General features: G+C 66.8%; 28 protein-coding genes. 15 read left to right on the forward strand and 13 right to left on the reverse strand.

All coding sequences use genetic code 11. From position 1 onward, the window contains the following. Nucleotides 1-32: 32 nt before the first annotated feature. From betA to betI, 3 genes are read right to left on the reverse strand one after another with little or no spacing between them, the layout of a single operon-like run. Entirely contained in the window at nucleotides 33-1,688 is a 1,656-nt protein-coding gene (gene betA / locus QMZ16_RS03300) for a choline dehydrogenase (RefSeq protein ID WP_282602126.1), read from the reverse strand. Then, nucleotides 1,675-3,120: a betaine-aldehyde dehydrogenase gene (gene betB, locus QMZ16_RS03305; protein ID WP_282602127.1), complete on the reverse strand. Its 1,446-nt coding sequence runs from the start codon at nucleotides 3,118-3,120 to the stop codon at nucleotides 1,675-1,677. Before betB ends, betA begins: the two co-directional genes overlap by 14 nt. Then, a complete protein-coding gene (betI, locus tag QMZ16_RS03310) occupies nucleotides 3,117-3,683 on the reverse strand; it encodes a transcriptional regulator BetI (RefSeq protein WP_022706764.1) in 567 nt (188 codons plus the stop codon). Before betI ends, betB begins: the two co-directional genes overlap by 4 nt. An 88-nt stretch (nucleotides 3,684-3,771) precedes the next feature. Here betI and QMZ16_RS03315 point away from each other — a divergent pair, with 88 nt between their 5' ends. From QMZ16_RS03315 to choV, 3 genes are all read left to right on the forward strand, one after another. Next, nucleotides 3,772-4,713 (forward strand): choline ABC transporter substrate-binding protein, encoded by a 942-nt coding sequence (locus tag QMZ16_RS03315; RefSeq protein WP_282602129.1) that lies wholly within the window; start codon nucleotides 3,772-3,774, stop codon nucleotides 4,711-4,713. 67 nt (nucleotides 4,714-4,780) lie between these two features. Further along, on the forward strand, nucleotides 4,781-5,629 hold the full coding sequence (gene choW / locus QMZ16_RS03320; RefSeq protein WP_282602130.1) for a choline ABC transporter permease subunit: 849 nt from the start codon (nucleotides 4,781-4,783) through the stop codon (nucleotides 5,627-5,629). After that, the gene (gene choV, locus QMZ16_RS03325) at nucleotides 5,626-6,645 is read left to right on the forward strand and encodes a choline ABC transporter ATP-binding protein (protein ID WP_022706767.1); all 1,020 of its coding nucleotides are present in this window, start codon (nucleotides 5,626-5,628) and stop codon (nucleotides 6,643-6,645) included. The genes choW and choV overlap by 4 nt, the downstream gene beginning before the upstream one ends. A 3-nt stretch (nucleotides 6,646-6,648) precedes the next feature. Here the strand turns inward: choV and QMZ16_RS03330 are convergent, their stop codons facing one another. Beyond that, the gene (locus tag QMZ16_RS03330) at nucleotides 6,649-7,503 is read right to left on the reverse strand and encodes an ABC transporter permease (RefSeq protein WP_282602131.1); all 855 of its coding nucleotides are present in this window, start codon (nucleotides 7,501-7,503) and stop codon (nucleotides 6,649-6,651) included. Between the two features lie 110 nt (nucleotides 7,504-7,613). On the opposite strand from QMZ16_RS03330, the gene QMZ16_RS03335 reads away from it, so the two are divergent. The 3 genes from QMZ16_RS03335 (at nucleotide 7,614) to QMZ16_RS03345 (ending at nucleotide 10,969) form a co-directional block, all read left to right on the forward strand. Next, nucleotides 7,614-9,041 carry a hypothetical protein gene (locus QMZ16_RS03335; RefSeq protein ID WP_282602132.1) on the forward strand — a complete coding sequence of 476 codons (1,428 nt, stop codon included), beginning with the start codon at nucleotides 7,614-7,616 and terminating at the stop codon, nucleotides 9,039-9,041. Continuing rightward, nucleotides 9,038-9,709, forward strand: a complete 672-nt coding sequence (locus QMZ16_RS03340; protein ID WP_022706770.1) for an ABC transporter ATP-binding protein — start codon at nucleotides 9,038-9,040, stop codon at nucleotides 9,707-9,709. The genes QMZ16_RS03335 and QMZ16_RS03340 overlap by 4 nt, the downstream gene beginning before the upstream one ends. An 84-nt stretch (nucleotides 9,710-9,793) precedes the next feature. Further along, nucleotides 9,794-10,969, forward strand: coding sequence for an NAD-dependent epimerase/dehydratase family protein (locus QMZ16_RS03345; RefSeq protein WP_282602133.1), 1,176 nt, complete (start codon nucleotides 9,794-9,796; stop codon nucleotides 10,967-10,969). 46 nt (nucleotides 10,970-11,015) lie between these two features. Here the strand turns inward: QMZ16_RS03345 and QMZ16_RS03350 are convergent, their stop codons facing one another. Then, nucleotides 11,016-11,399 carry a DUF2147 domain-containing protein gene (locus QMZ16_RS03350; RefSeq protein WP_282602134.1) on the reverse strand — a complete coding sequence of 128 codons (384 nt, stop codon included), beginning with the start codon at nucleotides 11,397-11,399 and terminating at the stop codon, nucleotides 11,016-11,018. Between the two features lie 141 nt (nucleotides 11,400-11,540). Here QMZ16_RS03350 and hisA point away from each other — a divergent pair, with 141 nt between their 5' ends. The 6 genes from hisA (at nucleotide 11,541) to aat (ending at nucleotide 15,955) form a co-directional block, all read left to right on the forward strand. Further along, nucleotides 11,541-12,257 carry a 1-(5-phosphoribosyl)-5-[(5-phosphoribosylamino)methylideneamino]imidazole-4-carboxamide isomerase gene (gene hisA, locus QMZ16_RS03355; RefSeq protein WP_282602135.1) on the forward strand — a complete coding sequence of 239 codons (717 nt, stop codon included), beginning with the start codon at nucleotides 11,541-11,543 and terminating at the stop codon, nucleotides 12,255-12,257. A 22-nt stretch (nucleotides 12,258-12,279) separates the two neighbouring features. After that, the gene (gene hisF, locus QMZ16_RS03360) at nucleotides 12,280-13,041 is read left to right on the forward strand and encodes an imidazole glycerol phosphate synthase subunit HisF (RefSeq protein WP_022706774.1); all 762 of its coding nucleotides are present in this window, start codon (nucleotides 12,280-12,282) and stop codon (nucleotides 13,039-13,041) included. Beyond that, nucleotides 13,038-13,352: a phosphoribosyl-ATP diphosphatase gene (locus tag QMZ16_RS03365; protein WP_022706775.1), complete on the forward strand. Its 315-nt coding sequence runs from the start codon at nucleotides 13,038-13,040 to the stop codon at nucleotides 13,350-13,352. The genes hisF and QMZ16_RS03365 overlap by 4 nt, the downstream gene beginning before the upstream one ends. A 103-nt stretch (nucleotides 13,353-13,455) precedes the next feature. Then, the gene (gene accB / locus QMZ16_RS03370; protein WP_022706776.1) at nucleotides 13,456-13,965 is read left to right on the forward strand and encodes an acetyl-CoA carboxylase biotin carboxyl carrier protein; all 510 of its coding nucleotides are present in this window, start codon (nucleotides 13,456-13,458) and stop codon (nucleotides 13,963-13,965) included. 9 nt (nucleotides 13,966-13,974) lie between these two features. Further along, the gene (gene accC / locus QMZ16_RS03375) at nucleotides 13,975-15,321 is read left to right on the forward strand and encodes an acetyl-CoA carboxylase biotin carboxylase subunit (RefSeq protein ID WP_282602136.1); all 1,347 of its coding nucleotides are present in this window, start codon (nucleotides 13,975-13,977) and stop codon (nucleotides 15,319-15,321) included. A gap of 7 nt (nucleotides 15,322-15,328) precedes the next feature. Further along, nucleotides 15,329-15,955 carry a leucyl/phenylalanyl-tRNA--protein transferase gene (gene aat / locus QMZ16_RS03380; protein WP_282602137.1) on the forward strand — a complete coding sequence of 209 codons (627 nt, stop codon included), beginning with the start codon at nucleotides 15,329-15,331 and terminating at the stop codon, nucleotides 15,953-15,955. Here aat and QMZ16_RS03385 read toward each other — a convergent pair. From QMZ16_RS03385 to QMZ16_RS03405, 5 genes are all read right to left on the reverse strand, one after another. Next, nucleotides 15,922-16,272 (reverse strand): DUF2155 domain-containing protein, encoded by a 351-nt coding sequence (locus QMZ16_RS03385; RefSeq protein ID WP_022706779.1) that lies wholly within the window; start codon nucleotides 16,270-16,272, stop codon nucleotides 15,922-15,924. The two genes, aat and QMZ16_RS03385, sit on opposite strands and share 34 nt — an antisense overlap. Beyond that, nucleotides 16,269-16,739, reverse strand: a complete 471-nt coding sequence (locus QMZ16_RS03390; protein WP_282602138.1) for an outer membrane lipid asymmetry maintenance protein MlaD — start codon at nucleotides 16,737-16,739, stop codon at nucleotides 16,269-16,271. Before QMZ16_RS03390 ends, QMZ16_RS03385 begins: the two co-directional genes overlap by 4 nt. 1 nt (nucleotide 16,740) lies before the next feature. Continuing rightward, on the reverse strand, nucleotides 16,741-17,115 hold the full coding sequence (locus tag QMZ16_RS03395) for an NADH:ubiquinone oxidoreductase subunit NDUFA12 (RefSeq protein ID WP_282602139.1): 375 nt from the start codon (nucleotides 17,113-17,115) through the stop codon (nucleotides 16,741-16,743). A 94-nt stretch (nucleotides 17,116-17,209) separates the two neighbouring features. Then, complete coding sequence (clpX, locus tag QMZ16_RS03400) at nucleotides 17,210-18,475, reverse strand: ATP-dependent Clp protease ATP-binding subunit ClpX (RefSeq protein WP_022706782.1); 1,266 nt, start codon at nucleotides 18,473-18,475, stop codon at nucleotides 17,210-17,212. Between the two features lie 167 nt (nucleotides 18,476-18,642). After that, nucleotides 18,643-19,275, reverse strand: a complete 633-nt coding sequence (locus tag QMZ16_RS03405) for an ATP-dependent Clp protease proteolytic subunit (RefSeq protein ID WP_022706783.1) — start codon at nucleotides 19,273-19,275, stop codon at nucleotides 18,643-18,645. A gap of 162 nt (nucleotides 19,276-19,437) precedes the next feature. Here QMZ16_RS03405 and pth point away from each other — a divergent pair, with 162 nt between their 5' ends. From pth to QMZ16_RS03420, 3 genes are read left to right on the forward strand one after another with little or no spacing between them, the layout of a single operon-like run. Further along, nucleotides 19,438-20,142 carry an aminoacyl-tRNA hydrolase gene (gene pth, locus QMZ16_RS03410; protein WP_282602140.1) on the forward strand — a complete coding sequence of 235 codons (705 nt, stop codon included), beginning with the start codon at nucleotides 19,438-19,440 and terminating at the stop codon, nucleotides 20,140-20,142. Beyond that, nucleotides 20,139-21,137: a DUF2332 domain-containing protein gene (locus QMZ16_RS03415; RefSeq protein WP_282602141.1), complete on the forward strand. Its 999-nt coding sequence runs from the start codon at nucleotides 20,139-20,141 to the stop codon at nucleotides 21,135-21,137. The genes pth and QMZ16_RS03415 overlap by 4 nt, the downstream gene beginning before the upstream one ends. A gap of 48 nt (nucleotides 21,138-21,185) precedes the next feature. Continuing rightward, nucleotides 21,186-21,566, forward strand: a complete 381-nt coding sequence (locus QMZ16_RS03420; RefSeq protein ID WP_282602142.1) for a DUF2237 domain-containing protein — start codon at nucleotides 21,186-21,188, stop codon at nucleotides 21,564-21,566. Here the strand turns inward: QMZ16_RS03420 and trpB are convergent. The 3 genes from trpB to QMZ16_RS03435 all read right to left on the reverse strand — a co-directional run bounded on the left by trpB (nucleotide 21,557) and on the right by QMZ16_RS03435 (nucleotide 25,308). Next, complete coding sequence (gene trpB, locus QMZ16_RS03425) at nucleotides 21,557-22,783, reverse strand: tryptophan synthase subunit beta (protein WP_282602143.1); 1,227 nt, start codon at nucleotides 22,781-22,783, stop codon at nucleotides 21,557-21,559. The two genes, QMZ16_RS03420 and trpB, sit on opposite strands and share 10 nt — an antisense overlap. 102 nt (nucleotides 22,784-22,885) lie before the next feature. Then, nucleotides 22,886-24,496, reverse strand: coding sequence for an ABC transporter ATP-binding protein (locus tag QMZ16_RS03430; RefSeq protein WP_282602144.1), 1,611 nt, complete (start codon nucleotides 24,494-24,496; stop codon nucleotides 22,886-22,888). After that, nucleotides 24,493-25,308 (reverse strand): ABC transporter permease, encoded by an 816-nt coding sequence (locus QMZ16_RS03435; protein ID WP_022706789.1) that lies wholly within the window; start codon nucleotides 25,306-25,308, stop codon nucleotides 24,493-24,495. Before QMZ16_RS03435 ends, QMZ16_RS03430 begins: the two co-directional genes overlap by 4 nt. Between the last annotated feature and the right edge of the window lie 16 nt (nucleotides 25,309-25,324).

Raw genomic sequence — 25,324 nt, forward strand, 5'->3', positions numbered from 1 at the left:
GCATCGCTGCGCGGGCCTTCTTGTTTCAGGCGTCAGGCGCCCGGATCCTCGCGCAGCATCTGCCGTCCAAGGATGTGGTCGGCGGCCTTCTCGCCCGTCATGATCGACGGGCCGTTCAGGTTGCCGTTCGTAATGCGCGGGAAGATCGAGCTGTCGGCCACGCGCAGCCCCTCGACCCCGATCACGCGCAGTTCCGGATCGACCACCGCCATCGGATCGTCCACCGCGCCCACGCGGGCGGTCCCGCAGGGGTGATAGGCCGATTCCGCATGCTCGCGGATGAAATCGTCGATCTCGGCATCGGTCTGCGCGTGGTCGCCGGGCTGGATCTCCTCGCCGCGATATTCGGCGAAGGCGGGCTGATCGAAGATCTTGCGCGTATGCCGGACGGCGGCGCGGAACTCGGCCCAGTCATCCTCGTGCGACATGTAGTTGAAGCGGATCTCGGGGGCCGCGTTCGGGTCGGCGCTTTTCAGGCGCACGGTGCCGCGCGACTTGGACCGCATCGGGCCGACATGCGCCTGGAACCCGTGCCCCTGCGCGGCGGCCTTGCCATCATAGCGGACGGCCAGCGGCAGGAAGTGGTACTGGATGTCCGGATAGGGCACATCCTCGGTCGAGCGGATGAAGCCGCAGCTCTCGAACTGGTTCGACGCGCCGAGGCCCGTCTTCTGCAGCAGCCACTCGATCCCCACGCGGCTTTTGCCCAGCAGGTTGTAATAGGTGTACAGCGTGACCGGCTTCAGCGACTTGTACTGCATGTAGACCTCGAGATGGTCCTGCAGGTTCGCGCCGACGCCCGGACGATCCGACAGCGTCTGGATGCCGTGTTCGGCCAGGTGGTCGGCAGGGCCGATCCCCGACAGCATCAGCAGCTTGGGCGTGTTGATCGAGCTGGCCGAGACGATCACCTCGCGCGAGGCGAGGACGGCCTTGACCTGGCCCTTCTGCTCGATCTCGACGCCGACGGCGCGCTTGCCCGCGAACAGGACGCGGCGCGCAAGGCCGCGCACGACCGTCAGCTTGCCCGATTTCTTGGCCGGACGCAGATAGGCATTGGCAGTGGACCAGCGGCGACCCTTCCAGATCGTCGCCTCCATCGGGCCGAAGCCCTCCTGCTGTTCGCCGTTGTAATCGTCGGTCCGAGGCCAGCCCGCCTGTTCGCCCGCCTCGATGAAGGTGTTGAACAGCGGGTTCTTGCGCTTGCCGCGCGACACGTGCAGCGGGCCGCTGTCACCGCGCCATTCCGAGGTCTGCGCCCCGGTCGGATCGCCGTGCCAGGTCTCCATCCGCTTGAAATAGGGCAGCACGCCGGCATAGTCCCAGCCCTCGGCCCCGCTTTCCTGCCAGTGCTCGTAATCCATGCGGTTGCCGCGCACGAAGACCATCCCGTTGATCGAGGACGATCCCCCCAGCACCTTGCCGCGCGGGGTCGCAAGACGGCGGTTCCCGAGACCCGGCTCGGGTTCCGAGCTGAAGCCCCAGTCGTAGCGCTCCATGTTCATCGGATAGGACAGCGCGCCCGGCATCTGGATGAAGGGGCCGATATCGCTGCCGCCGAACTCGATCAGGGTCACGGTGCGACCCGCCTCGGTCAGGCGATAGGCCAGCGCGCAGCCTGCGCTGCCGGCCCCGATGATGACGTAATCGGCGGTCGCCGCCGCCTTGGGCAGATCAGTAGGGTGCATCGACGCCTCCCATCCCGACATAGACGGATTTCAGCTGCGAGTAATGCTCGATCGCGGCGGCCGAGTTCTCGCGGCCCACGCCCGACATCTTGACGCCGCCGAAGGGCATCTGCACGGGCGTCAGGTTGTAGGTGTTGATCCAGCAGGTCCCGGCCTGCAGATTGCCGATGACGCGATGCGCGCGCGTCAGGTCCTGCGTGAAGACCCCTGCGGCCAGGCCGAAGCCCGTGTCGTTGGCACGGCGCACGACCTCTTCCTCGTCGAAGAAGGACAGCGTGGTCATCACCGGGCCGAAGATCTCGTCGCGGGCGATCTCCATGTCGTCGGTCGCATCGGCAAAGACGGTGGGCGGGATGAACGCGCCCTCGCCCGTGCCGCCGCAGACCATGCGCGCGCCGGCAGCCTCGGCCCCCTCGATCATGGCGCGGATCTTGGCGGTCTGGGCCGCATTGATCATCGGGCCGTGATTGGTGTCGGGGTCCAGCGGATCGCCCATGCGGATGTTGCGCACGCGTTCGACCAACCGGTCGAGGAAGCGCTGCTTGATGCCTTCCTGCAGGAAGACGCGCGTCCCGTTGGAGCAGATCTGACCCGAGCTGTAGAAGTTCGCCAGGATCGCCGCGCTGACGGCATCTTCCAGATTGGCGTCGTCGAAGACGATCAGGGGCGACTTGCCGCCCAGTTCCATCGTGACATGGCGCATCCCCTCGGCGGCGGCGGTATAGACCTTGCGCCCCGTGGGCACCGAACCGGTCAGCGACACCTTGGCGACATCGGGATTGGTGACCAGCGACGCGCCGACCTGGCCGCGGCCCTGCACGACGTTGTAGACACCGGCGGGAACGCCCGCCTCGATGAAGATCTCGGCCAACTTCAGCGCGCCCAGCGGCGTTTCCTCGGACGGCTTGTAGACCATGGAATTGCCCATCGCCAGCGCGGGCGCGGCCTTCCAGCAGGCGATCTGGCTGGGATAGTTCCAGGCACCGATGCCCGCACAGACGCCCAGCGGCTCTCGGCGGGTATAGGCCCAGTCCTGCCCCAGCGGGATCATCTGGCCCGTCACGGTCGCTGCAAGACCTGCGTAATACTCGAGCGCCTCGGCGCCCGAGGGCCAGTCGGCGACCAGCGTTTCCTGGATGGGCTTGCCGGTATCCAGCGTTTCAAGGCGCGCGAGCTCTTCGTTGCGCTTCTCGATGATGCGGACGGCACGCGACAGGATGCGACCGCGTTCGACCGGGGCCATCGCGGCCCATTCGACCTGCGCGCGGCGTGCGGATGCGCAGGCGCGTTCCACCTGCTCGGGCGATGCCTCGCGCAGGGTGGCGATGGTCTCGCCGGTGAAGGGATAGAGGACGGCCAGCTCGGGGCCTTCGCCCTCGACATATTCGCCGTCGATGAAAAGGCTGGCCTTGGGTTGTGCGGAAAGACTCATTTGAGGGTTTCCTCGAGATAGGACATGACGATGTTCATGGAGGCATCCGCGTCGGTCGGTCCCGGTGTCAGGACCGCGCGCAGGTAGACCCCGTCGATCAGCGCACCGAGCGTCTCGGCGGTGCGTTCAGGGTGATCGGTCAGGCCCCGCAGGGCGACGATCAGGTTCGAGCGCAGGCGACTGCGATAGATTTCCAGCAGACGGGCCGCATCCTTGTTGACGAAGGACAGGGCATAGAAGTTCAGCCAGGCGCTGACCGTTTCCCGCTGGAAGTTCTGGGGCGCAAAGCTGGCCTGCACGATGGCGTTGACGCGACCGCGCGGCCCGTGGCCGGGCAGCACCTCGCGCACGGACTGGCCATAGACGCGCAGGATGTAGCGCATCGCCGACAGGAAGATCTGTTCCTTCGACCCGAAATAGTGATGCGCAAGGGCGGGCGACATGCCGGCCCGTTTCGCGATCTGCGCCACGGTCACGTCGAGCGAGCCCGCACGACCGACTTCGTAGATGGCAGCATTGATCAGCGCTGCTTTTCGGATAGGCTCTGCGCCAAGTTTCGGCATTTCTGCACCACAAATCGTAAGATTTTCGTTGCTTTGCCGGGACAACATAGCGTTAATTGACTGACCAATCAAGAACAGGGAGCCAAAAATGACCCTTTCGCGAATTGCACTGGCCGCCGCACTTGGTGCCGCAGCCGCATTCCCCGCCGCCGCAGCCGAGCCCGATCAGTGCCATACGGTGGTCTTCTCGGATGTGGGCTGGTCGGACATCACCGCCACCACCGCGCTGACCTCGACCGTGCTGCAGGCACTGGGATACGAGACCGAGACCCGCCTGCTGTCGGTGCCCGTCACCTATACGGCGCTGTCCACCGACGACGTGGACGTGTTCCTGGGCAACTGGATGCCCACGATGGAGGCCGACATCGCCCCCTATCGCGACGAGGGCACGGTGGACACGGTCCGCACGAACCTGACCGGCGCGAAATACACGCTGGCCACCAACAAGGCCGGTGCCGATCTGGGCATCGCCGATTTCGCCGACATCGCAGCGCAGAAGGACGCGCTGGACGGCAAGATCTACGGGATCGAGCCGGGCAATGACGGCAACCGCCTGCTGCTGGAGATGGTCGCGGGCGACCAGTTCGGCCTTGGGACCTTCGAGATCGTCGAATCCAGCGAACAGGGCATGCTGGCGCAGGTCGGCCGCGCCAAGAACTCGGGCGATCCGATCGTGTTCCTGGGCTGGGAGCCCCACCCGATGAACGCCCAGTTCGAGCTGACCTACCTGACCGGCGGCGACGACATCTTCGGCCCCGACCTGGGCGGCGCCGAGGTGCGCACCAACACGCGCGCAGGCTATGTCGAGGAATGCCCCAATGTCGGCAAGCTGCTGTCGAACCTCGAATTCACGCTGGCGATGGAAAACGAGGTCATGGGCAAGATCCTGAACGACGGCCAGGATCCGATGGAGGCCGCGGCCGAATGGCTGGCCGCCAATCCCGACGCCGCGACCCCGTGGCTGGTCGACGTGACCACCGTGGACGGCAACGATCCGAAGGCGGCGCTGGACGCCGCGCTGGAAGGCTGACACATCCGGACCGGGCGCGGCACACGTCGCGCCCGGCAACCCGTTCCCGACAGGCAGAGGCGCGAAGATGGAGCAGCTCACCCAGTGGGTCACCGACAACAAGATCCCGGTCGGCAAGACCGCCAAGGCCGTATTCGACTGGCTGAACGCCAATGCCGCGCCGCTGTTCAACGCGATCTCGGACGCGATGGACGCGCTGATCGACGGCGTGCTGGGCGCGCTCGAGGCGCCGCATCCCTTCCTGTTCATCGTGATCGCGATGGCGCTGACCTACGCCCTGCAACGGCGGATCTCGGTCTGCCTGCTGATGGGCGCGGGCCTGCTGTTCGTCCTCAACCAGGGCTACTGGGAGGAAACTCTGCAATCGCTGACACTGGTCCTGTCGGCCTGCATCGTCTGCATGGCGATCGGCGTCCCCGTCGGGATCGCTGCGGCCCACCGGCCCCGGCTCTATGCGTGGATGCGCCCGGTTCTGGACCTGATGCAGACGCTGCCGACCTTCGTCTACCTGATCCCGGCCATCGTCTTCTTCGGCATCGGCATGGTGCCGGGGCTGCTGGCCACGGTCATCTTCGTGCTGCCCGCCCCCATCCGGCTGACGCAGCTGGGGATATCCTCGACCCCCGCCGCCCTCACCGAGGCCGCGCGCGCATTCGGCGCGACGCCCCGCCAGCTGCTGTGGAAGGTCGAACTGCCAAGCGCCCTGCCCCAGATCATGGCGGGCCTGAACCAGACCATCATGCTATCGCTGTCCATGGTCGTGATCGCCGCGCTTGTCGGCGCATCGGGCCTTGGGGTGCCGGTCGTGCGCGCGCTGAACAGCGTGAACACCGCGCTTGGCTTCGAATCGGGTTTCGTCATCGTCGTCGTCGCCATCCTGCTTGACCGGATGCTGCGCATGGAGGGCCGGAAATGAGCGCCACGGAACGCACCGCCGTCGAATTCGACCGCGTCTCGATCGTCTTCGGCGACCGCCCCGCGTCGGCCCTGCCCCTGATGGACGAGGGGCTTGAACGCGGCCCCATCAAGGACGAGACCGGCCAGGTCCTGGGCGTCCACGACTGTTCGCTGTCCGTGGCCGAGGGCGAGATCCTCGTGCTGATGGGCCTGTCGGGATCGGGCAAGTCCACGCTTCTGCGGGCGGTGAACGCGCTGAACGACGTCTGCCGCGGCGAGGTCCGCATCCGGCAGGGCGACAGCATGGTCAGCGTGACCGGCGCCGGCGCCAAGAGCCTGCGAGAGATCCGCCTGCGCAACGTCGCGATGGTGTTCCAGCAGTTCGGCCTGCTGCCCTGGCGCAGCGTGCGCGACAATGTCGGCCTGGGGCTGGAACTGGCGGGCCTGCGCGCCTCCGAACGGCGCGAGAGGGTCGACCAGCACCTGGCCACCGTCGGGCTGGCGGAATGGGCGGACCGCAAGGTCGGCGAATTGTCGGGCGGCATGCAGCAGCGCGTCGGCCTTGCCCGCGCCTTCGCGACCGAGGCCCCGATCCTGCTGATGGACGAACCCTTCAGCGCGCTGGATCCGCTGATCCGTGCGCGCCTTCAGGACGAGCTTCTGGAGCTGCAGGCCAGGACCCGGCGCACCATCATCTTCGTCAGCCACGACCTGGACGAGGCATTCAAGCTGGGCAACCGCATCGCCCTGATGGAGGGTGGGCGCATCGTCCAGATCGGCACCGCCCGCGACATCATCGCCAATCCGGCCAACGAATATGTCGCGGACTTCGTGGCGCACATGAACCCGCTTGGCGTGCTGACCGCCGAGGATGTCGCCGAACCCGGCGAGGCCGCGGGCGAGCCTGTCCCCCGTGACATGCCCGTTCGCGACGTGATGGACCGCCTGACGGGCGACACCGCCGTTCCCGTGCAGGGCGGCGGGCGCATCACCCGCGCCGCGGTGCTGGCCCGCCTGATCGACCCGCGGGGCTGACGATCAGCTGTATTGCAGGTCGCGGTGATACCGGATCAGCAGTGCCAGGCCCAGGGCGATCAGGATCAGCGCCACGCCGAACAGATAGGCGTGGCTGACATAATCGCCGCTGTAGGACGCGAAGAACGACCGCCGCATCTGCCCGATCACATGGATCAGGGGGTTGTACCACAGCCAGTCCTGATAGGGCTGCGGCACGTCGTCGAAGATGAAGAACAGCCCCGACACGATGAACAGCGGGCGGGTCACGATGGACCAGACCGACTGCCACCAGATGAAGGCCTGGAACAGGAAGCAGTTCATCACACCCACCCCCGTCGCGAAGACGATGGCCATCAGCATGCCCAGGGCGATCCCTCCGATCTGCGGATGGGTCCGCGTCTCCATCATCATGCTGATGCCCACGAAGATCACGATGGCGACCATCATGTGCGTGATCGTGTTGAACAGGATCCGCGCGATCAGGGCGTCCATGAAGGTCACCGCGGGATATGCCAGCAGCGGCTTCGAATAGGTGATCGCGTTCGACACCTTCCCCGAGATGTCCATGTAGGCCATGAACGGCACCATGCCCGTCGCGTAGAAGATCGCGAAATTCGTCCCGATGGGCGGCGCCCGGAACCCGAGCGAGAAGATCATCGTCAGCATCACGATCCCGCCGACCGGCTCGAGGATCGCCCAGAGATAGCTGCCGCGCCCGCGCCCGTTGCTGGTCTGCATTTCTCTCAGGACCAGGGCGCCGATGGCGCGCAGGCTGGCATGGCTGCGATGCTTGCGCACCTCCTTCAGCTGCCGCTGCCCCTGGGGCCGCGTCTGACGGGGGAATGCCGGCTTGGAGAAAGGTCGGGTGTCGGACATGCCGCGCCTTCTTGCGTTCACGATCCCGCCGTCTGATCGGCACTGGAACTGTCGGCCGTGCTTATGTATGACGATGCTGACAAATGCAACAAGACAGGCGGGGCGAGCGCATGTCCGCTGATGACCAAACACCGGCCCAAGGCACCGGGCCCGATGCAAGCGGCCCGCAGAACGGAGGCTCGCAGGCCAATGAACCGGAACGCAGCGCCAAGCCTGCACAGGTCGAGAACCAGAACCGCTTCCAAGGAGCGCAAGGCCACCGTGCGCAAGTCAAGTGGCGCGGGCCGATGCAGGCCAGGGGCTCGAATGCCGGCGCCCAGATGCACCGCATGAAGGCCGCGAAATCCGACGCAGCGACCACTGCCGCCCAGAAGCAGCGCATCGCACAGGCCCGCGCCAAGATGCAGGGCGCGCCGGTCGCGCCCACCGCCTCGGTCGCGCGGGTCAAGCGTCGCCATCGCGGCATGGTCGCGGCCTTCGCGCTGGTGGTCGGGCTGCCCACGATCATCGCAGGCGCCTATCTGAACCTGCGGGCGGCAGACCAGTACGCCTCCTATGTGGGCTTCTCCGTCCGGTCCGAAAGCGCGGGAACCTCGACCGACGTGCTGGGCGGTCTCAGCTCGCTCGTGGGGGTCACCTCCAGCTCGACCAGCGACACCGACATCCTCTACAAGTTCATCCAGAGCCGCGACCTGGTGGAACGCGTCGACCGCCGCATGGACCTGCGAGAGGTCTGGTCGAAGGCCCCCGGGGATCCCGTATTCTCGTTCACCGGCAACGATTCGATCGAGGATCTGGTCGGGGAATGGGAACGCAAGGTCCGCATCCAGTACGATGACGGGATGATCGACCTGCGCGTCCTTGCCTTCGATCCGCAGGACGCCCAGGACATCACGCAGGCGATCCTGGACGAGGGCACCGTCCTCATCAACGAGCTGAACGACATCAGCCGCGAGGATGCCCTGCGCTATGCCCGAGACGAGCTGGAGCGCGCGCAGGAGCGCCTGCGCGAGGCGCGCCAGGCCGTGACCGAGTTCCGCAACCAGTACCAGATCGTCGACCCCGAGGCCGACGTGCAGGGCCAGGTCGGCGTCGTCACCTCGTTGCAGACGCAGCTTGCCGAACAGCTCGTGTCGCTCGGACTGCTGCGGGCCAATGCGCAGCCCGACGATCCGCGCATCTCGCAGACGGAACTGCGCGTCGATGTCATCCGCGAGCAGATCGACAACGAACGCCAGAAGGTCGGCACCAATACTGAGGATGTCGCCCTGTCCGAGGTCGTCGGCCAGTACGAGACGCTGGCGGTGGATCGGCAATTCGCGGAAACGAGCTATACCACGGCGCTGGCCTCGTTCGAGGCCGCCCGCGCCGAGGCCGTGCGCCAGTCGCGCTATCTTGCGCCCTATATCCGCCCGACGCTAGCGCAGGAACCCGAGTTCCCGCAGCGCGGTCAGCTTCTGGCGATGATCTTCGGCTTCCTGACGCTGATCTGGATCATCGGCTGCCTCGCCTTCTACAGCCTGCGCGACCGGCGATGATCCGGCTTCAGAACCTGACCAAGACCTATACGCTGAACGGTCGCAGCAAGGTGGTGGCCGACAACATCACCGCGACCTTCCCAACCGGGGTCTCGGTCGCGCTGCTGGGGCGGAACGGCGCGGGAAAATCGTCGCTTCTGCGGATGATCTCGGGGGCGATGCTGCCGACCTCGGGGCAGATCCTGTCCACCGGCACGATCAGCTGGCCCGTGGGCTTTGCCGGATCGTTCAGCGGAGAGCTGACGGGCGAGCAGAACTGCCGCTTCGTCGCCCGCCTCTATGGCATCGATACCGAGGAACTGCTGGCCTTCGTCGAGGATTTCGCCGAGCTGGGCGACCATTTCCGCCTGCCCCTGCGCAGCTATTCCTCGGGGATGAAATCGCGGCTGGCCTTCGGGCTGTCGATGGCCGTGCCCTTCGACACCTACCTGGTGGACGAGGTGTCGGCCGTGGGCGACGCGTCCTTCAAGGCCAAGTCGAACCACGTCTTCAACCACCGCATGGACCGCGCGGGCGCCATCGTGGTGTCGCATTCGATGGGGATGCTGCGCGCCGTCTGCAAGGCGGGTGCCGTGCTCGAGGCGGGCAAGCTGTTCTATTTCGACGATATCGACGACGCCATCGCGATGCACATGGAGAACATGGAACAATCGCGCTCGCAGATGTAACGATTGCATGTCGCCCCATACCAAAGGGGTGGATCAATTTCGACATCGCGCCTAGTCTCCGCCGAAGGTAGGAGATGGGAATCCATGAAAATCATCGTATTGGGCGGAGACGGTTTTTGCGGCTGGCCCACCGCACTGCATCTTTCGGCCCGCGGCCATCAGATCGTGATCGTCGACAACCTGTCGCGCCGCAAGATCGACATCGAGCTGGAGGTGACCTCGCTGACGCCGATCAGGCCGCTTGGCGAACGCATCCGCGCATGGGCCGAGATCTCGGGGCGGGACATCCGCGCGGTCGACCTGACGGTCGGGCAGGATTACGACCGCCTGCTGGACCTGATCCGGTCCGAGCGTCCCGACGCGATCATTCATTTCGCCGAACAGCGCGCCGCGCCCTATTCGATGAAATCCAGCCGACACAAGCGCTACACCGTCAGCAACAACCTGAACGCGACGAACGACGTGCTGGCGGCCATCGTGGAATCGGGCCAGGACATCCACCTGCTGCATCTTGGCACGATGGGGGTCTATGGATACGGCACCGCGGGCATGAAGATCCCCGAGGGGTATCTGGACGTGACCGTGGACACCGCGAACGGGCCGCATCGGCAGCAGATCCTGTATCCGGCGAATCCGGGCAGCATCTATCACATGACCAAGACGCAGGATCAGCTGTTCTTCTTCTACTACAACAAGAATGACGGGCTGCGGATCACCGACCTGCACCAGGGCATCGTCTGGGGCACCCAGACCGAGGAGACGGCACGGGACGAGCGGCTGATCAACCGCTTCGACTACGACGGCGATTACGGGACCGTGCTGAACCGCTTCCTGATGCAGGCCGCGATCGGCCACCCGATGACGGTGCACGGGACGGGCGGGCAGACGCGCGCCTTCATCCACATCCAGGACACCTGCCGCTGCATCGAGCTGGCGCTGATGAACCCGCCCGCCGCGGGCGACCGCGTGCGCATCCTGAACCAGATGACCGAGACGCACCGCGTCCGCGACCTGGCCCAGATGATCGCCGCCCGGACGGGCACGCAGATCGCCTTCCAGGAAAACCCCCGCAACGAGGCCGACGAGAACGACTTGCATGTCGCCAATGACGGCTTCCTGGGGCTGGGCCTGCAACCGATCAAGCTGGAGGACGGGCTGCTGGCCGAGGTCCGCGACATCGCCAGCCGCTATGCCGATCGCTGCGACCGGACCAAGATCCCCTGCCTGTCGCTGTGGCGGCCCCGCACGGCGGCGGAATGACGGATCGGGCCGGGGAAACCCGGCCCTTTCCACGGGTGCCCGGCGGTTACTGGACCTTGGCCCAGGTCTGGCTCTTGCAGATCAGGCCGCCCGCGACGCAGCCCGACAGGCTCATCCGGTCGCCCGACACGGCCGCCTTGCCGTTATAGACCTTGTCGTTGGCCGGTCGCCATACGCGGCCCTCATAGGCGCCGCCGCCCTTCGCCGCCATGTCGATGACGATCTGGCGGCCAAGGTTCGGCGACTGGTATTCCGCGCCGTCCTTGAAGGTGCGGCTGATCGTGCCGCAGAACGCGCCGCCGCAGGGCGCGATGGTGACATGGGCAAAGGCCCCCTCGTCCGGCTGTGTCTGCCAGATCCCCTCGATCGGGTCGGCCGCAGCCGCCCCCGCCGCCAGCGCGAAGCCTGCGGCCAGAATGAAATGACGCATGATCCCTCCTCCCTGTAAGGATGGCCCAGATTGCGTCCCGGCACGGGCAGCTGGCAAGCATAACGTAGGGTCCGCCACTTGCCCCAAGGGGCCTGTCATGCCAAAGGGATGCGACCCCGATCCAAGGCCCGGAGCTTGCAGATGATCCTCTATCCCGCCATCGACCTCAAGGACGGCAATTGCGTGCGCCTGCTGCGCGGCGACATGGAGGCTGCGACCGTCTTCGGGACCGACCCGGCGGCACAGGCCCGCGCCTTCCAGGACGCCGGCGCGCAGTGGCTGCACCTGGTCGATCTGAACGGCGCCTTCGCGGGCCGTCCGGTCAATGCCGAGGCGGTCGAGGCGATCCTGGCACGCACCGACATTCCCGCCCAGCTGGGCGGCGGCATCCGCGACATGGCCACGATCGAGGCGTGGATCGAACGCGGGTTGTCCCGCGTCATCCTGGGCACCGTCGCGGTCGAGAACCCCGCCCTCGTGCGCGAGGCCGCTGCCGCCTTCCCCGGCAAGATCGCGGTCGGCATCGATGCGCGCGCGGGTCGCGTGGCCACCCGCGGCTGGGCAACCGAGACCGACGTCATGGCGACCGACCTTGCCCGCCAGTTCGAGGATGCGGGCGTGGCGGCCATCATCTACACCGATATCGACCGCGACGGTGCGATGGGCGGCCCGAACATCGCCGCGACCGAGGCGCTGGCCCGCGCGGTGGACATCCCGGTCATCGCATCGGGTGGCGTGTCCTCGCTGGACGACCTGCATGCGCTGAAGGCGACGGGCATCATCTCGGGTGCGATCTCGGGGCGCGCGCTCTATGACGGGGCGCTGGACCTGGGCCAGGCGCTGGCCGCGCTGGCCTGATCCCCAAGGAAAGGTTGAAGCGATGCTGAAGACCCGCATCATCCCCTGCCTGGACGTGGCCGACGGTCGCGTGGTCAAGGGCGTGAACTTCGTGGACCTGCGCGACGCGGGCGATCCGGTCGAGGCCGCGCGCGCCTATGACGCCGCCGGCGCCGACGAGATCTGCTTTCTCGACATCCACGCCACGCACGAGAACCGCGGCACGATGTTCGACCTCGTGACGCGCACCGCCGAGCAGTGCTTCGTGCCGCTGACGGTCGGCGGCGGCGTGCGGACCTCGGACGATGTGCGCGCGCTGCTGCTGGCGGGGGCCGACAAGGTCAGCTTCAACAGCGCCGCCGTGGCCGATCCCGACGTGGTCGCCCGTGCGGCGGACCGCTTCGGCAGCCAGTGCATCGTGACCGCCATCGACGCCAAGACCGTGGCGGATGGCCGGTGGGAGATCTTCACCCATGGCGGCCGCAAGTCCACCGGCATCGACGCCGTGGAATTCGCCCGCCTCGTCGAATCGAAGGGCGCGGGGGAGATCCTGCTGACCTCGATGGATCGCGACGGCACGCGGTCGGGCTTCAACATCGGGCTGACCCGCGCCATCGCGGATGCCGTGAACATCCCGGTCATCGCATCGGGCGGCGTCGGCACGCTGGATCACCTGGTCGAGGGCGTGACCGAAGGCCATGCAAGCGCCGTGCTTGCGGCATCCATCTTCCATTTCGGCACCCATACCATCGCCGAGGCCAAGGAATACATGGCCGCCGCGGGCATCCCCATGAGGCTGACATGACCGCCATCGAACGCCTTGCCGCCACCATCGAATCCCGCAAGGGCGCGGATCCCGATGGCAGCTGGACCGCCAAGCTGCTGGCCAAGGGCCCCGAGAAATGCGCCGAGAAGTTCGGCGAGGAGGCCGTCGAGGCCATCATCGAGGCCGTAAAGGGCGACCGCGCGCGCCTCGCCTCCGAGGCGGCGGACGTCCTCTATCATCTGATGGTGATGCTGGCGGCGCGTGATGTTACGCTGGCGGATGTCGAAGACGAACTTGCCCGGCGCGAAGGCGTTTCGGGCATTGCCGAGAAGGCATCTCGGGGGCAATAGGCCCGTTCGAAACGCAGAACCCTTCCCCTTGGGCAATGCAAGGGGCTATAAGCGCCGCAATCGCCGCCAAGGTGCGGCATCGAAAAACATGGCAGAGGACGGCATGACCAACGATTCCAAGCACGGCAAGCACCACGAAGGCGACGTGGCCTTCATCCAGTCGCTGGCCGAACTGCTGAACGCAAGCGAACTGAGCGAAATTCAGGTCGAACGGGAATATGGCGAACATGACCGGCTGACGGTCAGCCTGGCCAAGCAGGGCCAGCAGGTCGTCTATGCCGCAGGCGCACCGGCCGCGGCCCCCGCACCTGCCGCGGCACCCGCGCCCGCAGCGGCGCCCGCCGCAGCCCCCGCCGCGAACGAGGATCCGGCCAGCCTTCCGGGCGCCGTGACCTCGCCCATGGTCGGCACCGCCTACCTGGCCGCCGAGCCGGGCGCCGCGCCCTTCGTCCAGATCGGTCAGACCGTCGCCGAAGGCGAGACGCTGATGATCGTCGAGGCGATGAAGACCATGAACCACATCCCCTCGCCGCGCGCGGGCACGGTCAAGCGCATCCTGGTCGATGACGGCGCACCGGTCGAATTCGGCGCCCCCCTGATGGTCGTCGAGTAAGGGCAGCCCATGTTCGACAAGATCCTCATCGCCAACCGGGGCGAGATCGCGCTGCGCGTGATCCGCGCCTGCCGCGAGATGGGCATCGCCAGCGTCGCGGTCCATTCGACCGCCGACGCGGATGCGATGCATGTCCGCATGGCAGACGAATCCGTCTGCATCGGCCCTGCCCCCTCGGGGCAGAGCTACCTGTCGATGCCCGCGCTGATCTCGGCCTGCGAGATCACCGGCGCGCAGGCCATCCATCCGGGCTATGGCTTCCTTTCGGAAAATGCCGGCTTCGTGCAGATGGTCGAGGACCACGACCTGACCTTCATCGGTCCGCGTGCGGAACATATCCGCATCATGGGTGACAAGATCACCGCCAAGGACACGATGAAGAAGCTGGGCGTGCCCTGCGTTCCGGGCAGCGAAGGCGGCGTGAACGACGTCGACGACGCCAAGCGCGTCGCGGACCAGATCGGCTATCCCGTCATCATCAAGGCGACGGCGGGCGGCGGCGGTCGCGGCATGAAGGTCGCCAAGGACGAGGGGGGCCTCGAGGTCGCCTTCCGCACCGCGCGGGCCGAGGCGAAGGCCGCCTTCGGCAATCCCGACGTCTATATCGAGAAATACCTGCAGAAGCCGCGCCACATCGAGATCCAGGTCTTCGGTGACGGCAAGGGCCGCGCGGTCCACCTGGGCGAGCGCGACTGCTCGTTGCAGCGTCGCCACCAGAAGGTGCTGGAAGAGGCCCCCGGCCCCGCGATCAGCCCCGAGGAACGCGCACGCATCGGCAAGATCTGCGCCGACGCCGTGGCCGAGATCGGATATGCCGGCGCGGGCACGATCGAGTTCCTCTACGAGGATGGCGAGTTCTACTTCATCGAGATGAACACGCGCCTTCAGGTGGAACATCCGGTGACCGAGGCGATCTTCGGCGTGGACCTCGTGCGCCAGCAGATCCTGGTCGCGGCCGGCCACGAGATGGAGTTCCGTCAGGAAGACCTGACCATCGCCGGCCATTCGATCGAGGTCCGGATCAACGCCGAGAAGGTGCCGACCTTCTCGCCCTGCCCCGGCAAGATCACCCAGTACCACGCCCCCGGCGGCCTTGGAGTGCGCATGGACTCCGCGCTCTATCAGGGCTATTCGATCCCGCCCTATTACGACAGCCTGATCGGCAAGCTGATCGTGCATGGTCGCGACCGGACCGAGGCCCTGGCCCGCCTGGAACGCGCACTGGGCGAGCTGATCGTGGACGGTGTGGACACGACCGTCCCGCTGTTCCGCGCGCTTCTGGAAGAGCCCGACATCCAGTCCGGCAACTACTCCATCCACTGGCTCGAGCGGTGGCTGGAGAAGAACTTCGCCTGAGGGCTGGGTGCTGACGCCCGCGCAATTGCTGAACGGCTATGCGCGCGGCGTCTTTCCCATGGCCGAAAGCGCGGATGACGACCAGCTGTGGTGGTTCGACCCGCCCATGCGGGGCGTGCTGCCCGTCGGCGGAATCCGGGGATCACGCTCGCTTCGGCGCGAATTGCGCCGGGGCGGGTGGTCCGGACATTTCGGCGATTTCGCACGCGTCGTTCGCGCCTGCGCCGACCGCGAGACCACCTGGATCAACGAGCCGCTGTTCCGGCTGTACCTGCAACTGAACGCGATGGGCCACGCCCACGCGATCGAGGTGCGACAGGACGGCGAATTCGCAGGCGGCATCTTCGGCGTGACGCTCGGGCGGGCCTTCTTCGGGGAATCCATGATGTCGTCGCGCAGGAACGGGTCCAAGATGGCGCTTCTGTGGACCTCGTCGCATCTTGCGCGCTGCGGATTCACCCTGTTCGACACGCAGTTCCTGACCCCGCACCTGGAACGCATGGGAGGGTCCGAAATTCCACGCGCGGTCTACCGTCGCCAACTGGCGACCGCGCTGTCTGGCAATGCGGAATTCGGCGCGGTGGATCTGCCCGACGCCGATCAGCTCTGGCAGGAAATCACCCAGACGTCATAACGCGCATCGTCCAGCGCCGACAGCGCCGGAGAGCTGGCGATCATCCAGCCGCTGAAGACGGTCGCGTTCTGGCGCAGGTCCGTGACGATCAGCTGGGCATAGGCGTCCGAGCTGGGATCGGCAGCGGGATAGCGGCATTCGCCGAGCCGCACCTCCAGCCTGCCATAGCGAACGGCCTCACCCACGGACAGGCGCAGATCGGTCGTGCGGCCCGACACCTTGTCCAGCCCCCGAAGCAAGGCACCCTCGGCGCGGGCGACCTCCTGAGCGGCGGCGGGGCTGGCAAGCAGAAGCGACAGGATGGCGGCGCGGATCATTCTTCCCCTCCCTCCGAGGCTTGGCTGTCGACGAATTTCAGCATCAGCTGCAGAAGGCTCACGGCGCCCTGCACGTCTTCGATCTCGTCGCCCGGCGCAAGGTTCTCCAGGCTGCCGCCGGGCTGGATCTGGATATAGGCGCCGCCCAGCAGCCCGTCGGACTGGATGATCGCGGCACTGTCGGCGGGCAGGACGATCCCCTCGGGGATGCGCAGGACCGCGTCGGCCATGTAGGTCTGCGGATCGAGCTGCACCTCGGACACCTTGCCGATCGGGACGCCTGCCATGCGGATCTCGGTGCCCACGGACACGCCGTCCACATCGGGGAAGGATGCCGTAACCTCGTATCCGCCCTGCGAGAAGCGCCCCTGCGCGGCCCATCCGAGGAAACCCGCGGCCACCGCGATCACGACGGCACCCGCGATCAGCTCGGCCCGTGCCGTTCCTGCGTCGCTTGCCGCGGTCATCTTATTCGGGCTGCCAGGCTTCGTAATCGCTGCGCTTCGCCGGTTCCGCACGATAGAGCGAACCCGCGGGCACATAGGCGTCGTCGGTCCCGGTCAGGTTGGGCTGGTGCGGCTTTTCCCACGCCTTGTGCGGCAGCGGAACCTCGGTCGGGGCCTCGTTCCAGGTGTGGTGCAGCCAGCCATGCCATTCGGGGTCGATGCGACTGGCCTCGGCCTCGCCGGAATAGATCACCCAACGGCGCTTGCCGTCATTGTTCTGATAGAAGATGTTGCCCTGCGCATCCTCGCCGACCTTGGTGCCGTTGCGCCAGGTCCAGAACTGGGTGTTGACGGTCTGGCTGTTCCACCAGGTCAGAGCGCGAAGCAGAAAGGACATGTCGGGAACCCTCGAACGGTTTTTCGATGATATGCCCCAGTTTCGGGCCGGGGTCCAGATCCCCGCATGTCGCGGGGATCCGGGCCGCGACGGGTCAGCCCGCCGTCGCGCTTTCCTTCTTCTGATCCGTGTGGATCAGCAGGGGCTTCACGGTGCTGTGGGCGACCGCATCCTCGTTCACCACGACCTCTTGGACGCTGTCCATGCCGGGCAGTTCGAACATGGTATCCAGCAGGATCTCTTCCATGATCGAGCGCAGGCCGCGCGCGCCGGTCTTGCGTTCGATCGCGCGCTTGGCGATCGCCTGCAGCGCGTCCTCGGTGAAGGTCAGCTGCACGCCTTCCAGGTCGAACAGGCGCTGATACTGCTTGACCAGCGCGTTCTTCGGCTTGGTCAGGATGATGATCAGCGCTTCCTCGTCCAGGTCAGTCAGCGTCGCGATGACCGGCAGACGACCGACGAATTCCGGGATCAGGCCGAACTTCAGCAGATCCTCGGGCTCCAGCTCCTTGAAGGTCTCGCCCACGCCCTGGTCGGTGTTCTCCTTGACCGAGGCGCCGAAGCCCATCGCCGTGCCCTTGTTGCGCTGCTGGATGATGCGATCCAGACCGGCGAATGCGCCGCCGCAGATGAACAGGATGTTCGTCGTGTCTACCTGCAGGAATTCCTGCTGCGGATGCTTGCGACCGCCCTGCGGCGGAACGCTTGCGACGGTCCCTTCCATGATCTTCAGCAGCGCCTGCTGGACACCCTCGCCCGACACGTCGCGCGTGATCGAGGGGTTGTCGGACTTGCGCGTGATCTTGTCGACCTCGTCGATATAGACGATGCCGCGCTGCGCGCGTTCGACGTTGTATTCGCTGGCCTGAAGCAGCTTCAGGATGATGTTCTCGACATCCTCGCCGACATAGCCGGCCTCGGTCAGGGTGGTCGCATCGGCCATCGTGAAGGGAACGTCCAGGATGCGCGCCAGCGTCTGCGCCAGCAGCGTCTTGCCGCAGCCCGTGGGGCCGATCAGCAGGATGTTCGACTTCGCAAGCTCGATATCGCCCTTCGCACCATGGTTCAGGCGCTTGTAGTGGTTGTGCACGGCCACCGACAGGACGCGCTTGGCGTGCTCCTGCCCGATGACGTAATCATCCAGAACGCCGCAGATCTCGCGCGGGGTGGGAACGCCCTCGCCGGACTTGAGGCCGGTCGATTTCGTCTCCTCGCGGATGATGTCCATGCACAGCTCGACGCATTCGTCGCAGATGAACACCGTCGGACCTGCAATCAGCTTGCGGACCTCGTGCTGGCTCTTGCCGCAAAAGCTGCAATAGAGCGTGTTCTTGCTGTCGCTGCCGGACTGGTTCGCCATCGTCCACTTCCTTCATTGCCGCAGGCAGGTCTTGTCTGCGGGCGAAGCGCGGGACCATTCCAGCGCATCGCATTCCTTGGGCGTGGCCGGAACGCGCGAAGCGCGCATCCCGACCGGTTGCTTTCCATGTTAGGGACTGGCCGTTCCGGTCACAATCCCCACGGCGCTTATTTCTTGTCGGCCTCGGCCTTGCCGCGGGGTGCGACCACCTCGTCGATCAGGCCCCAGTCCTTCGCCTCGTCGGGCGACATGAAGCGGTCGCGTTCCAGCGCCTCCTCGACCTGCTCCAGCGTGTTGCCGGTGTGCTGGACATAGATCTCGTTCAGGCGGCGCTTCAGCTTCTCGGTCTCGCGCGCGTGGATCAGGATGTCGGTCGCCTGGCCCTGGTACCCGCCCGAGGGCTGGTGCACCATCACGCGGCTGTTGGGCAGCGAGTAGCGCAGACCCGGTTCGCCGGCTGCCAGCAGCAGCGAGCCCATGGACGCCGCCTGCCCCACGACCAGCGTGGAAACGCGCGGGCGGATGTACTGCATCGTATCGTAGATCGACAGGCCCGAGGTGACGACGCCACCGGGGCTGTTGATGTACATGCTGATGTCCTTCGAGGGGTTCTCGGCCTCGAGGAACAACAGCTGCGCACAGATCAGCGTGGACATCCCGTCATGGACCGGCCCCGAGACGAAGATGATCCGTTCCTTCAGCAGGCGCGAGAAGATGTCGTAGGCCCGTTCCCCGCGCGAGGTCTGTTCGACCACCATGGGAACGAGGGTGTTCATGTAGAATTCTGCCGGATCGCTCATCTTCAGTCCTTCTTTGGTCCCTGTCCCCGCGATTCGACCGGGTGCTCGGACCCGTGTTAGACGCGATAGGTTGACAGAGTCTTAGTAACGGGCAAGGACAGCCGCAAGGGATGGAACGACATTCATGGCCCTGCCTGCCACGAAACGCGACGGAGAAATGCCTTGAAACTGATCGTGGGCCTTGGAAATCCGGGCACGAAATATGCGGCGAACCGCCACAATATCGGCTTCATGGCGCTGGACCGCATGGCCGAGGACCACGGGTTGGGCCCCTGGCGCGCGCGTTTCCAGGGGCATGTGGCCGAAGGGCGGCTGGGCACCGACAAGGCCGTGCTGCTGAAGCCCGCGACCTTCATGAACCTGTCGGGGCAATCCGTGGGCGAGGCGATGCGATACCTCAAGCTGACGCCCGATGACGTGATCGTCCTGCATGACGAACTGGACCTTGCGCCCGGCAAGTGCCGCGTGAAGACCGGCGGCGGCCATGCGGGCCATAACGGGCTGCGCTCGATCCACCAGCATATCGGGGCGGATTACCACCGCGTCAGGCTGGGCATCGGCCATCCGGGGCACAAGGACCGCGTGGCGGGCTATGTCCTGGCCGATTTCGCCAAGGCCGAGCAGGATTGGCTGGACGACCTGATGCGCGGCGTCTCGGACGGGGCGCCGTCGCTGGTGGCGGGCGATTGGGGGCGGTTCCAGAACGCGGTCGCGAACCGCACGGCGCCTGCGCGCAACAGCGGCACCGCCGCGCCCGCCAAGGTCGCGAAACCCGAAGCGAAGCCCGAGCCCAAGCCGCAGCCAGCACCCGAACAGCCCGCCAGCTTCACCGACCGGCTGCGCGCCCTGTCGGACCGCTTCAAGTGAGCGCGGCTGTCAGGGACGCCTTTCGCGACCAGGCGCGGTCCTGCCGGGATCTGGGCTCTCCCCTGACCGCCGATATCTGCGAGACGCTGGCCGAGGCGCTGCAGGACGGCCCCGTCGCACGGCGGGTGCTGGGCTGGCAGGGCGATGCCACCAGCCGCGGGGATTCCGTCCCTCTGCGCGTGTGCGGTGCGCTGCATGCGCTGGTCCTGACAGGCCGCGATCCTGCGCTGGCCGATGCCTATGCTGCGCGGAACGTCAGTGCGGCTCTGCTGCTGGCTGCCATCGACGCGCACCAGGATTTCGTCTTGGACTGGCTGAACAGCCCGCCCCAGACGAACGAGGTCGCACGCTCGGCCGCGCTGATCGGCGCGGCGCGTTTCCTGTCGGGGCAATGCGCCCTGCCGCTGTCGCTGCTGGAGCTTGGCGCCTCGGCGGGGCTGAACCTGAACTTCGACCGCTATCACCTGTTCACGGGGTCGGGCGTCGTGCTGACGCCGGAATGGCGGGGCGACGTGCCGCAGGGCAGCTTCGCGGTGGCCGACCGCTGCGGGGTCGACCTGAACCCGCTGGATGCCCGCGCGGACGGCCTGCGGCTGATGGCCTATTGCTGGGCGGATCAGGAGGCGCGGCTGGCACGCCTGCGCGCGGCGCTGGACCTGGCGCAGACCCATCCGGCGCGGGTCGATGCGGGCGATGCGGGGGCGTGGCTGCGCGAACGGCTGGCCCGGCCCCAGCCGGGACGCCTGCGGCTGGTCTTCCACACCGTCGCCGCGCAGTATTTCCCGCCCGCAACGGCGGCGTTGGTCGGCCACGCGCTGGAACACAGCCCTGCCGACGCGGCATCCCCGCTGGCGCATTTCGGGATGGAGGCCGATGGCGGCCATGGCGCCGCCCTGACCCTGACCCTGCGCGACGGCGATACGCGACGCTGGTCGCTTGGCCGCGCCGATTTCCACGGCCGCTGGATCGACTGGCAGCCCCGCCCCTTGGCCTGACGCGCGCTTGCCCCTAGGCTGGAGCCGTCAGCCATCACGGAGAAGCGCATGGAACCCTCGGTCAACGTCCTTGGCGGGGATCTGCAGCCCTGTTCGACATCGCCCCTGACGGGGTTCTATCGCAACGGCTGCTGCGATACCGGCCCCGAGGATCGGGGCAGCCACACGGTCTGCGTGGTCGTGACGGCGGAATTCCTGGCCATGTCGGCCTATCTGGGCAACGACCTGTCGACACCGCGACCCGAGTTCAACTTCGCGGGGCTGAAGCCCGGCGACCGCTGGTGCCTGTGCGCGGCGCGCTTCCTGCAGGCGGCACAGGAATACGCCGCCCCCCGCGTGGTGCTGGAAGCGACGCATCTGAAGGCGCTGGAGGTCGTGCCGCTGGATCTGCTGCAGCGGCACGCCGTCGGGGCCGACGATCAGGCCTGAATATCGACGCCCAGGTGCTTGGCGACGGTGAAGATGTCCTTGTCGCCGCGCCCGCACATGTTCATGACGATCAGGTGGTCGGCAGGCAGCGTCGGTGCGATCTTGATGACATGGGCCAGCGCGTGGCTGGGCTCCAGCGCGGGAATGATGCCTTCCTGCGCACAGCACAGCTGGAACGCCTCAAGAGCCTCTTTGTCGGTGATGCTGACATATTGCGCGCGGCCCACATCCTTCAGCCAGGCATGTTCCGGCCCGATGCCCGGATAATCCAGGCCCGCGCTGATCGAGTGCCCTTCGAGGATCTGCCCGTCATCGTCCTGCAGCAGATAGGTGCGGTTGCCGTGCAGCACGCCCGCGCGACCGCCGACCAGGCTGGCGCAATGCTCCATCCGGTCGTCCACGCCCTTGCCGCCTGCCTCGACCCCGATGATGTTCACGCTGTCGTCGTCGAGGAACGGATAGAACAGCCCCATCGCGTTCGAGCCGCCGCCGATGGCCGCGATGATGGTGTCGGGCAGGCGCCCCTCGCGGGCCATGATCTGCTCGCGCGCTTCCTTGCCGATGATCGACTGGAAATCGCGGACCATCGCGGGATAGGGGTGCGGGCCCGCCACGGTGCCGATGCAGTAGAAGGTGTCGCGGACATTCGTCACCCAGTCGCGCAGCGCGTCGTTCATCGCGTCCTTCAGCGTGCCGCGACCGCTGGTGACGGGGATGACCTCGGCGCCCAGAAGGCGCATGCGGAAGACATTCGGCGCCTGGCGTTCGACGTCATGCGCGCCCATGTAGACGACGCATTTCAGCCCGAACCGCGCGCAGACGGTCGCCGTCGCCACGCCGTGCTGGCCCGCGCCGGTCTCGGCGATGATGCGGGTCTTGCCCATGCGCATCGCCAGCAGGATCTGGCCCAGAACGTTGTTGATCTTGTGCGCGCCGGTGTGGTTCAGCTCGTCCCGCTTCATGTAGATCTTGGCGCCGCCCAGATGCTGGGTCAGCCGTTCGGCGTAATACATGGGCGACGGGCGGCCGACATAGTGGGTCCACAGATCGTCCATCTGCGCCCAGAATTCCGGGTCCGTCTTGGCGCGTTCGTATTCGTCCTGCAGGTCCAGGATCAGCGGCATCAGCGTCTCGCTGACGAAGCGGCCGCCATAGATGCCGAAGCGCCCCTGTTCGTCGGGTCCGGTCTTGAAGCTGTTCAGCAGATCGTCGGCCATGGAAAGCGCCTTTGCGGTCGGATTGAAACGGTTTCGCCCCTTCTAGCCGCCTTGGCGCGCGGGGTGAAGGGTCAGGGGCGCAAAAGGCGCCCCCCGCCCCGGTCAGGACGCCGCACGCACGCGCGACAGCCAGTCGGGGTCCATCTGCGGCACCGCGTCCAGCAGCCTGCGGGTGTAATCCTGCTGCGGCGCATCGAAGATGCGATCGCGCGGGCCCTGCTCGACCACCCTTCCTTTCTGCATGATCACCACCTGGTCCGCGATGGCCCGGACCGTCGCAAGGTCGTGGGTGATGAACATGTAGGTCAGGTCCAGCTCGTCCTGCAGCCGCATCAGCAGGCGCAGGATGCCGCCCGCGACCAACTGGTCCAGCGCCGAGGTCACCTCGTCGCAGATGACGAAGCGCGGCTCGGCGGCAAGGGCGCGGGCGATGCCGATGCGCTGCTTCTGCCCGCCCGACAATTCGGGGATGCGACGGTCGAGGAACTTGTCCGGCGACAGCTCGATCAGGTCCATCAGGTCGCGGACGCGCGACTGCAGCGCCTTGCCCGTCAGGCCGCGACAGAAGCGGGCGGGCCGTGCCAGCGTCTCGCGGACGGTATGGCGTGGGTTCAGCGCGGTATCCGCCATCTGGTAGATCATCTGGACATCGTGCAGCAGGTCGCGGTCCCGCGCGCGGTAATCCGCGGGCAGCGGATCGCCCTGCCACAGCACCTGCCCCGACATGGGCGGCATCAGCCCCGCGATGACCTTGGCCAGCGTGGACTTGCCCGAACCGCTCTCGCCGACCACGGTGGTCGTGCGCCCGCGGGGCAGCTCGACCGACACGTCGTGAAGCACCTTCACGTCGCCATAGCCTGCCGAGAGGTCGCGGCATTCCAGCAGCGCGGGGCGCGGCTCGACCCGCGCGGGACGGTTCAGCGACCGCACCGACCACAGCGAGCGGGTGTAATCCTCGCGCGGGGTGGCCAGCATGTCGCGCGTGGGCTGGGTCTCGACCTCTTGCCCGTGGCGCATGACCATGATGCGGTCGGCCATCTGGCTGACGACCGCAAGGTCGTGCGTGATATAGATCGCGGCTGCGTCGTAGCGCTCGACGATGTCGCGCATCGCGCCCAGCACCTCGATCTGGGTGGTCACGTCCAGCGCGGTCGTCGGCTCGTCGAAGACGATCAGGTCGGGGCGGCAGGCCATCGCCATCCCGGTCATCGCGCGCTGCAGCTGCCCCCCCGACATCTGGTGGGGATAGCGCATCCCGATCCGGTCGGCATCGGGCAGCTGCATCTGGCGGAACAGGCGGATCGCGTCCTCCTCGGCCTCGGGGCGCGACATGACGCCGTGCAGGACCGGTGCCTCGGTCACCTGGTCGATCACCCGATGCGCGGGGTTGAAGCTGGCGGCCGCCGATTGGGCGACATAGGCCATGCGCCTGCCCAGCAGCTTGCGCAGGCGGCGCGGCGACTGGGATGTCAGCTCGGTCCCGTCGAAGGTGACGCTGCCGCCCGCGAACCGCACGCCGTCGCGCACGACGCCCATCGCCGCCAGCCCGGCCGAGCTCTTGCCCGCGCCGCTTTCCCCCACGAGGCCCACGACCTCGCCGCGCTTCAGTTGCAGGTCCAGCCCCTGCAGGATCACGGTGGGATCGGATTTCGGGCCTGCCTCCAGCCGCAGGCCGCGCATGTCCAGAAGGGTGTCCATCTTCGCCTCGCTCATGTCTTCAGGCCGCTGGCGCGGTGCAGCATCCAGTCCACGATGAAATTGATCGCCACGGTCAGCAGCGCGATCGCGCCTGCGGGGATCAGCGGGGTGATGTCCCCGAAGGTGATCAGCGTCGCGTTGTCCTTGACCATCGAGCCCCAGTCGGCGGTGGGCGGCTGGATCCCGATGCCCAGGAAGCTGAGCGCCGCGATGAACAGGAACACGAAGCAGAAGCGCAGCCCGAATTCCGCGATCAGCGTCGAGGAGATGTTGGGCAGCACCTCGCGGCGCATCAGCCAGAACGTGCCCTCGCCGCGCAGGCGGGCGGCCTCGATGAAGTCCAGCCGCACGACGTTCATCGCCGCCGCCCGCGCCAGGCGATAGACCGGCGCGACATAGATGAAGGCGATGACGGCGACCATGTTCGGGATCGACGGCCCGACGATGGCCAGCATCATCAGCGCCAGGATCAGCGGCGGCACGGCCATGATGACGTCGATGATCCGCGACAGGACCTGGTCCACCCAGCCGCCGCGCAGTGCGGCGAACATGCCCAGCATGGACCCCGCCGCGAAGGCCATCGCGGTCGTCAGCAGGGCCAGCCCCACCGTGTTGCGCGCCCCGTAGATCATGCGCGACAGCATGTCCCGGCCAAGATTGTCGGTGCCCAGGGGGTGCTCGGCGCTCCAGGGCAGGAACTGCATGCCGACGATCTCGGTCTCGGCATGGGGGGCGATCAGGGGGGCGAAGATCGCGGTCAGCATCGTCAGGGCGACGACGATCATGCCGAACCAGGCGGTGGGCGGCGCTGTCTTCAGCGTCTTCATATGCGCTCCTTTCCCT

Origin of the sequence: Paracoccus sp. PARArs4 (genome assembly GCF_947311865.1) — a bacterium.
GTDB classification, from domain to species: domain Bacteria; phylum Pseudomonadota; class Alphaproteobacteria; order Rhodobacterales; family Rhodobacteraceae; genus Paracoccus; species Paracoccus zeaxanthinifaciens.

Excerpts from the sequence above, each read along its gene's own strand:
- QMZ16_RS03420 (WP_282602142.1), top strand. The coding sequence starts at position 21,186 with ATGGAACCCTCGGTCAACGTCCTTGGCGGGGATCTGCAGCCCTGTTCG.
- QMZ16_RS03430 (WP_282602144.1), bottom strand. The coding sequence starts at position 24,496 with ATGAGCGAGGCGAAGATGGACACCCTTCTGGACATGCGCGGCCTGCGG.
- trpB (WP_282602143.1), bottom strand. The coding sequence starts at position 22,783 with ATGGCCGACGATCTGCTGAACAGCTTCAAGACCGGACCCGACGAACAG.
- QMZ16_RS03405 (WP_022706783.1), bottom strand. The coding sequence starts at position 19,275 with ATGAGCGATCCGGCAGAATTCTACATGAACACCCTCGTTCCCATGGTG.
- QMZ16_RS03340 (WP_022706770.1), top strand. The coding sequence starts at position 9,038 with ATGATCCGGCTTCAGAACCTGACCAAGACCTATACGCTGAACGGTCGC.
- QMZ16_RS03390 (WP_282602138.1), bottom strand. The coding sequence starts at position 16,739 with ATGACCGCGGCAAGCGACGCAGGAACGGCACGGGCCGAGCTGATCGCG.
- QMZ16_RS03330 (WP_282602131.1), bottom strand. The coding sequence starts at position 7,503 with ATGTCCGACACCCGACCTTTCTCCAAGCCGGCATTCCCCCGTCAGACG.
- betI (WP_022706764.1), bottom strand. The coding sequence starts at position 3,683 with ATGCCGAAACTTGGCGCAGAGCCTATCCGAAAAGCAGCGCTGATCAAT.
- accB (WP_022706776.1), top strand. The coding sequence starts at position 13,456 with ATGACCAACGATTCCAAGCACGGCAAGCACCACGAAGGCGACGTGGCC.
- QMZ16_RS03385 (WP_022706779.1), bottom strand. The coding sequence starts at position 16,272 with ATGATCCGCGCCGCCATCCTGTCGCTTCTGCTTGCCAGCCCCGCCGCC.
- choV (WP_022706767.1), top strand. The coding sequence starts at position 5,626 with ATGAGCGCCACGGAACGCACCGCCGTCGAATTCGACCGCGTCTCGATC.
- clpX (WP_022706782.1), bottom strand. The coding sequence starts at position 18,475 with ATGGCGAACCAGTCCGGCAGCGACAGCAAGAACACGCTCTATTGCAGC.
- hisA (WP_282602135.1), top strand. The coding sequence starts at position 11,541 with ATGATCCTCTATCCCGCCATCGACCTCAAGGACGGCAATTGCGTGCGC.
- QMZ16_RS03365 (WP_022706775.1), top strand. The coding sequence starts at position 13,038 with ATGACCGCCATCGAACGCCTTGCCGCCACCATCGAATCCCGCAAGGGC.
- betA (WP_282602126.1), bottom strand. The coding sequence starts at position 1,688 with ATGCACCCTACTGATCTGCCCAAGGCGGCGGCGACCGCCGATTACGTC.
- hisF (WP_022706774.1), top strand. The coding sequence starts at position 12,280 with ATGCTGAAGACCCGCATCATCCCCTGCCTGGACGTGGCCGACGGTCGC.
- QMZ16_RS03345 (WP_282602133.1), top strand. The coding sequence starts at position 9,794 with ATGAAAATCATCGTATTGGGCGGAGACGGTTTTTGCGGCTGGCCCACC.
- QMZ16_RS03335 (WP_282602132.1), top strand. The coding sequence starts at position 7,614 with ATGTCCGCTGATGACCAAACACCGGCCCAAGGCACCGGGCCCGATGCA.
- QMZ16_RS03315 (WP_282602129.1), top strand. The coding sequence starts at position 3,772 with ATGACCCTTTCGCGAATTGCACTGGCCGCCGCACTTGGTGCCGCAGCC.
- betB (WP_282602127.1), bottom strand. The coding sequence starts at position 3,120 with ATGAGTCTTTCCGCACAACCCAAGGCCAGCCTTTTCATCGACGGCGAA.
- QMZ16_RS03350 (WP_282602134.1), bottom strand. The coding sequence starts at position 11,399 with ATGCGTCATTTCATTCTGGCCGCAGGCTTCGCGCTGGCGGCGGGGGCG.
- choW (WP_282602130.1), top strand. The coding sequence starts at position 4,781 with ATGGAGCAGCTCACCCAGTGGGTCACCGACAACAAGATCCCGGTCGGC.
- accC (WP_282602136.1), top strand. The coding sequence starts at position 13,975 with ATGTTCGACAAGATCCTCATCGCCAACCGGGGCGAGATCGCGCTGCGC.
- QMZ16_RS03435 (WP_022706789.1), bottom strand. The coding sequence starts at position 25,308 with ATGAAGACGCTGAAGACAGCGCCGCCCACCGCCTGGTTCGGCATGATC.
- QMZ16_RS03395 (WP_282602139.1), bottom strand. The coding sequence starts at position 17,115 with ATGTCCTTTCTGCTTCGCGCTCTGACCTGGTGGAACAGCCAGACCGTC.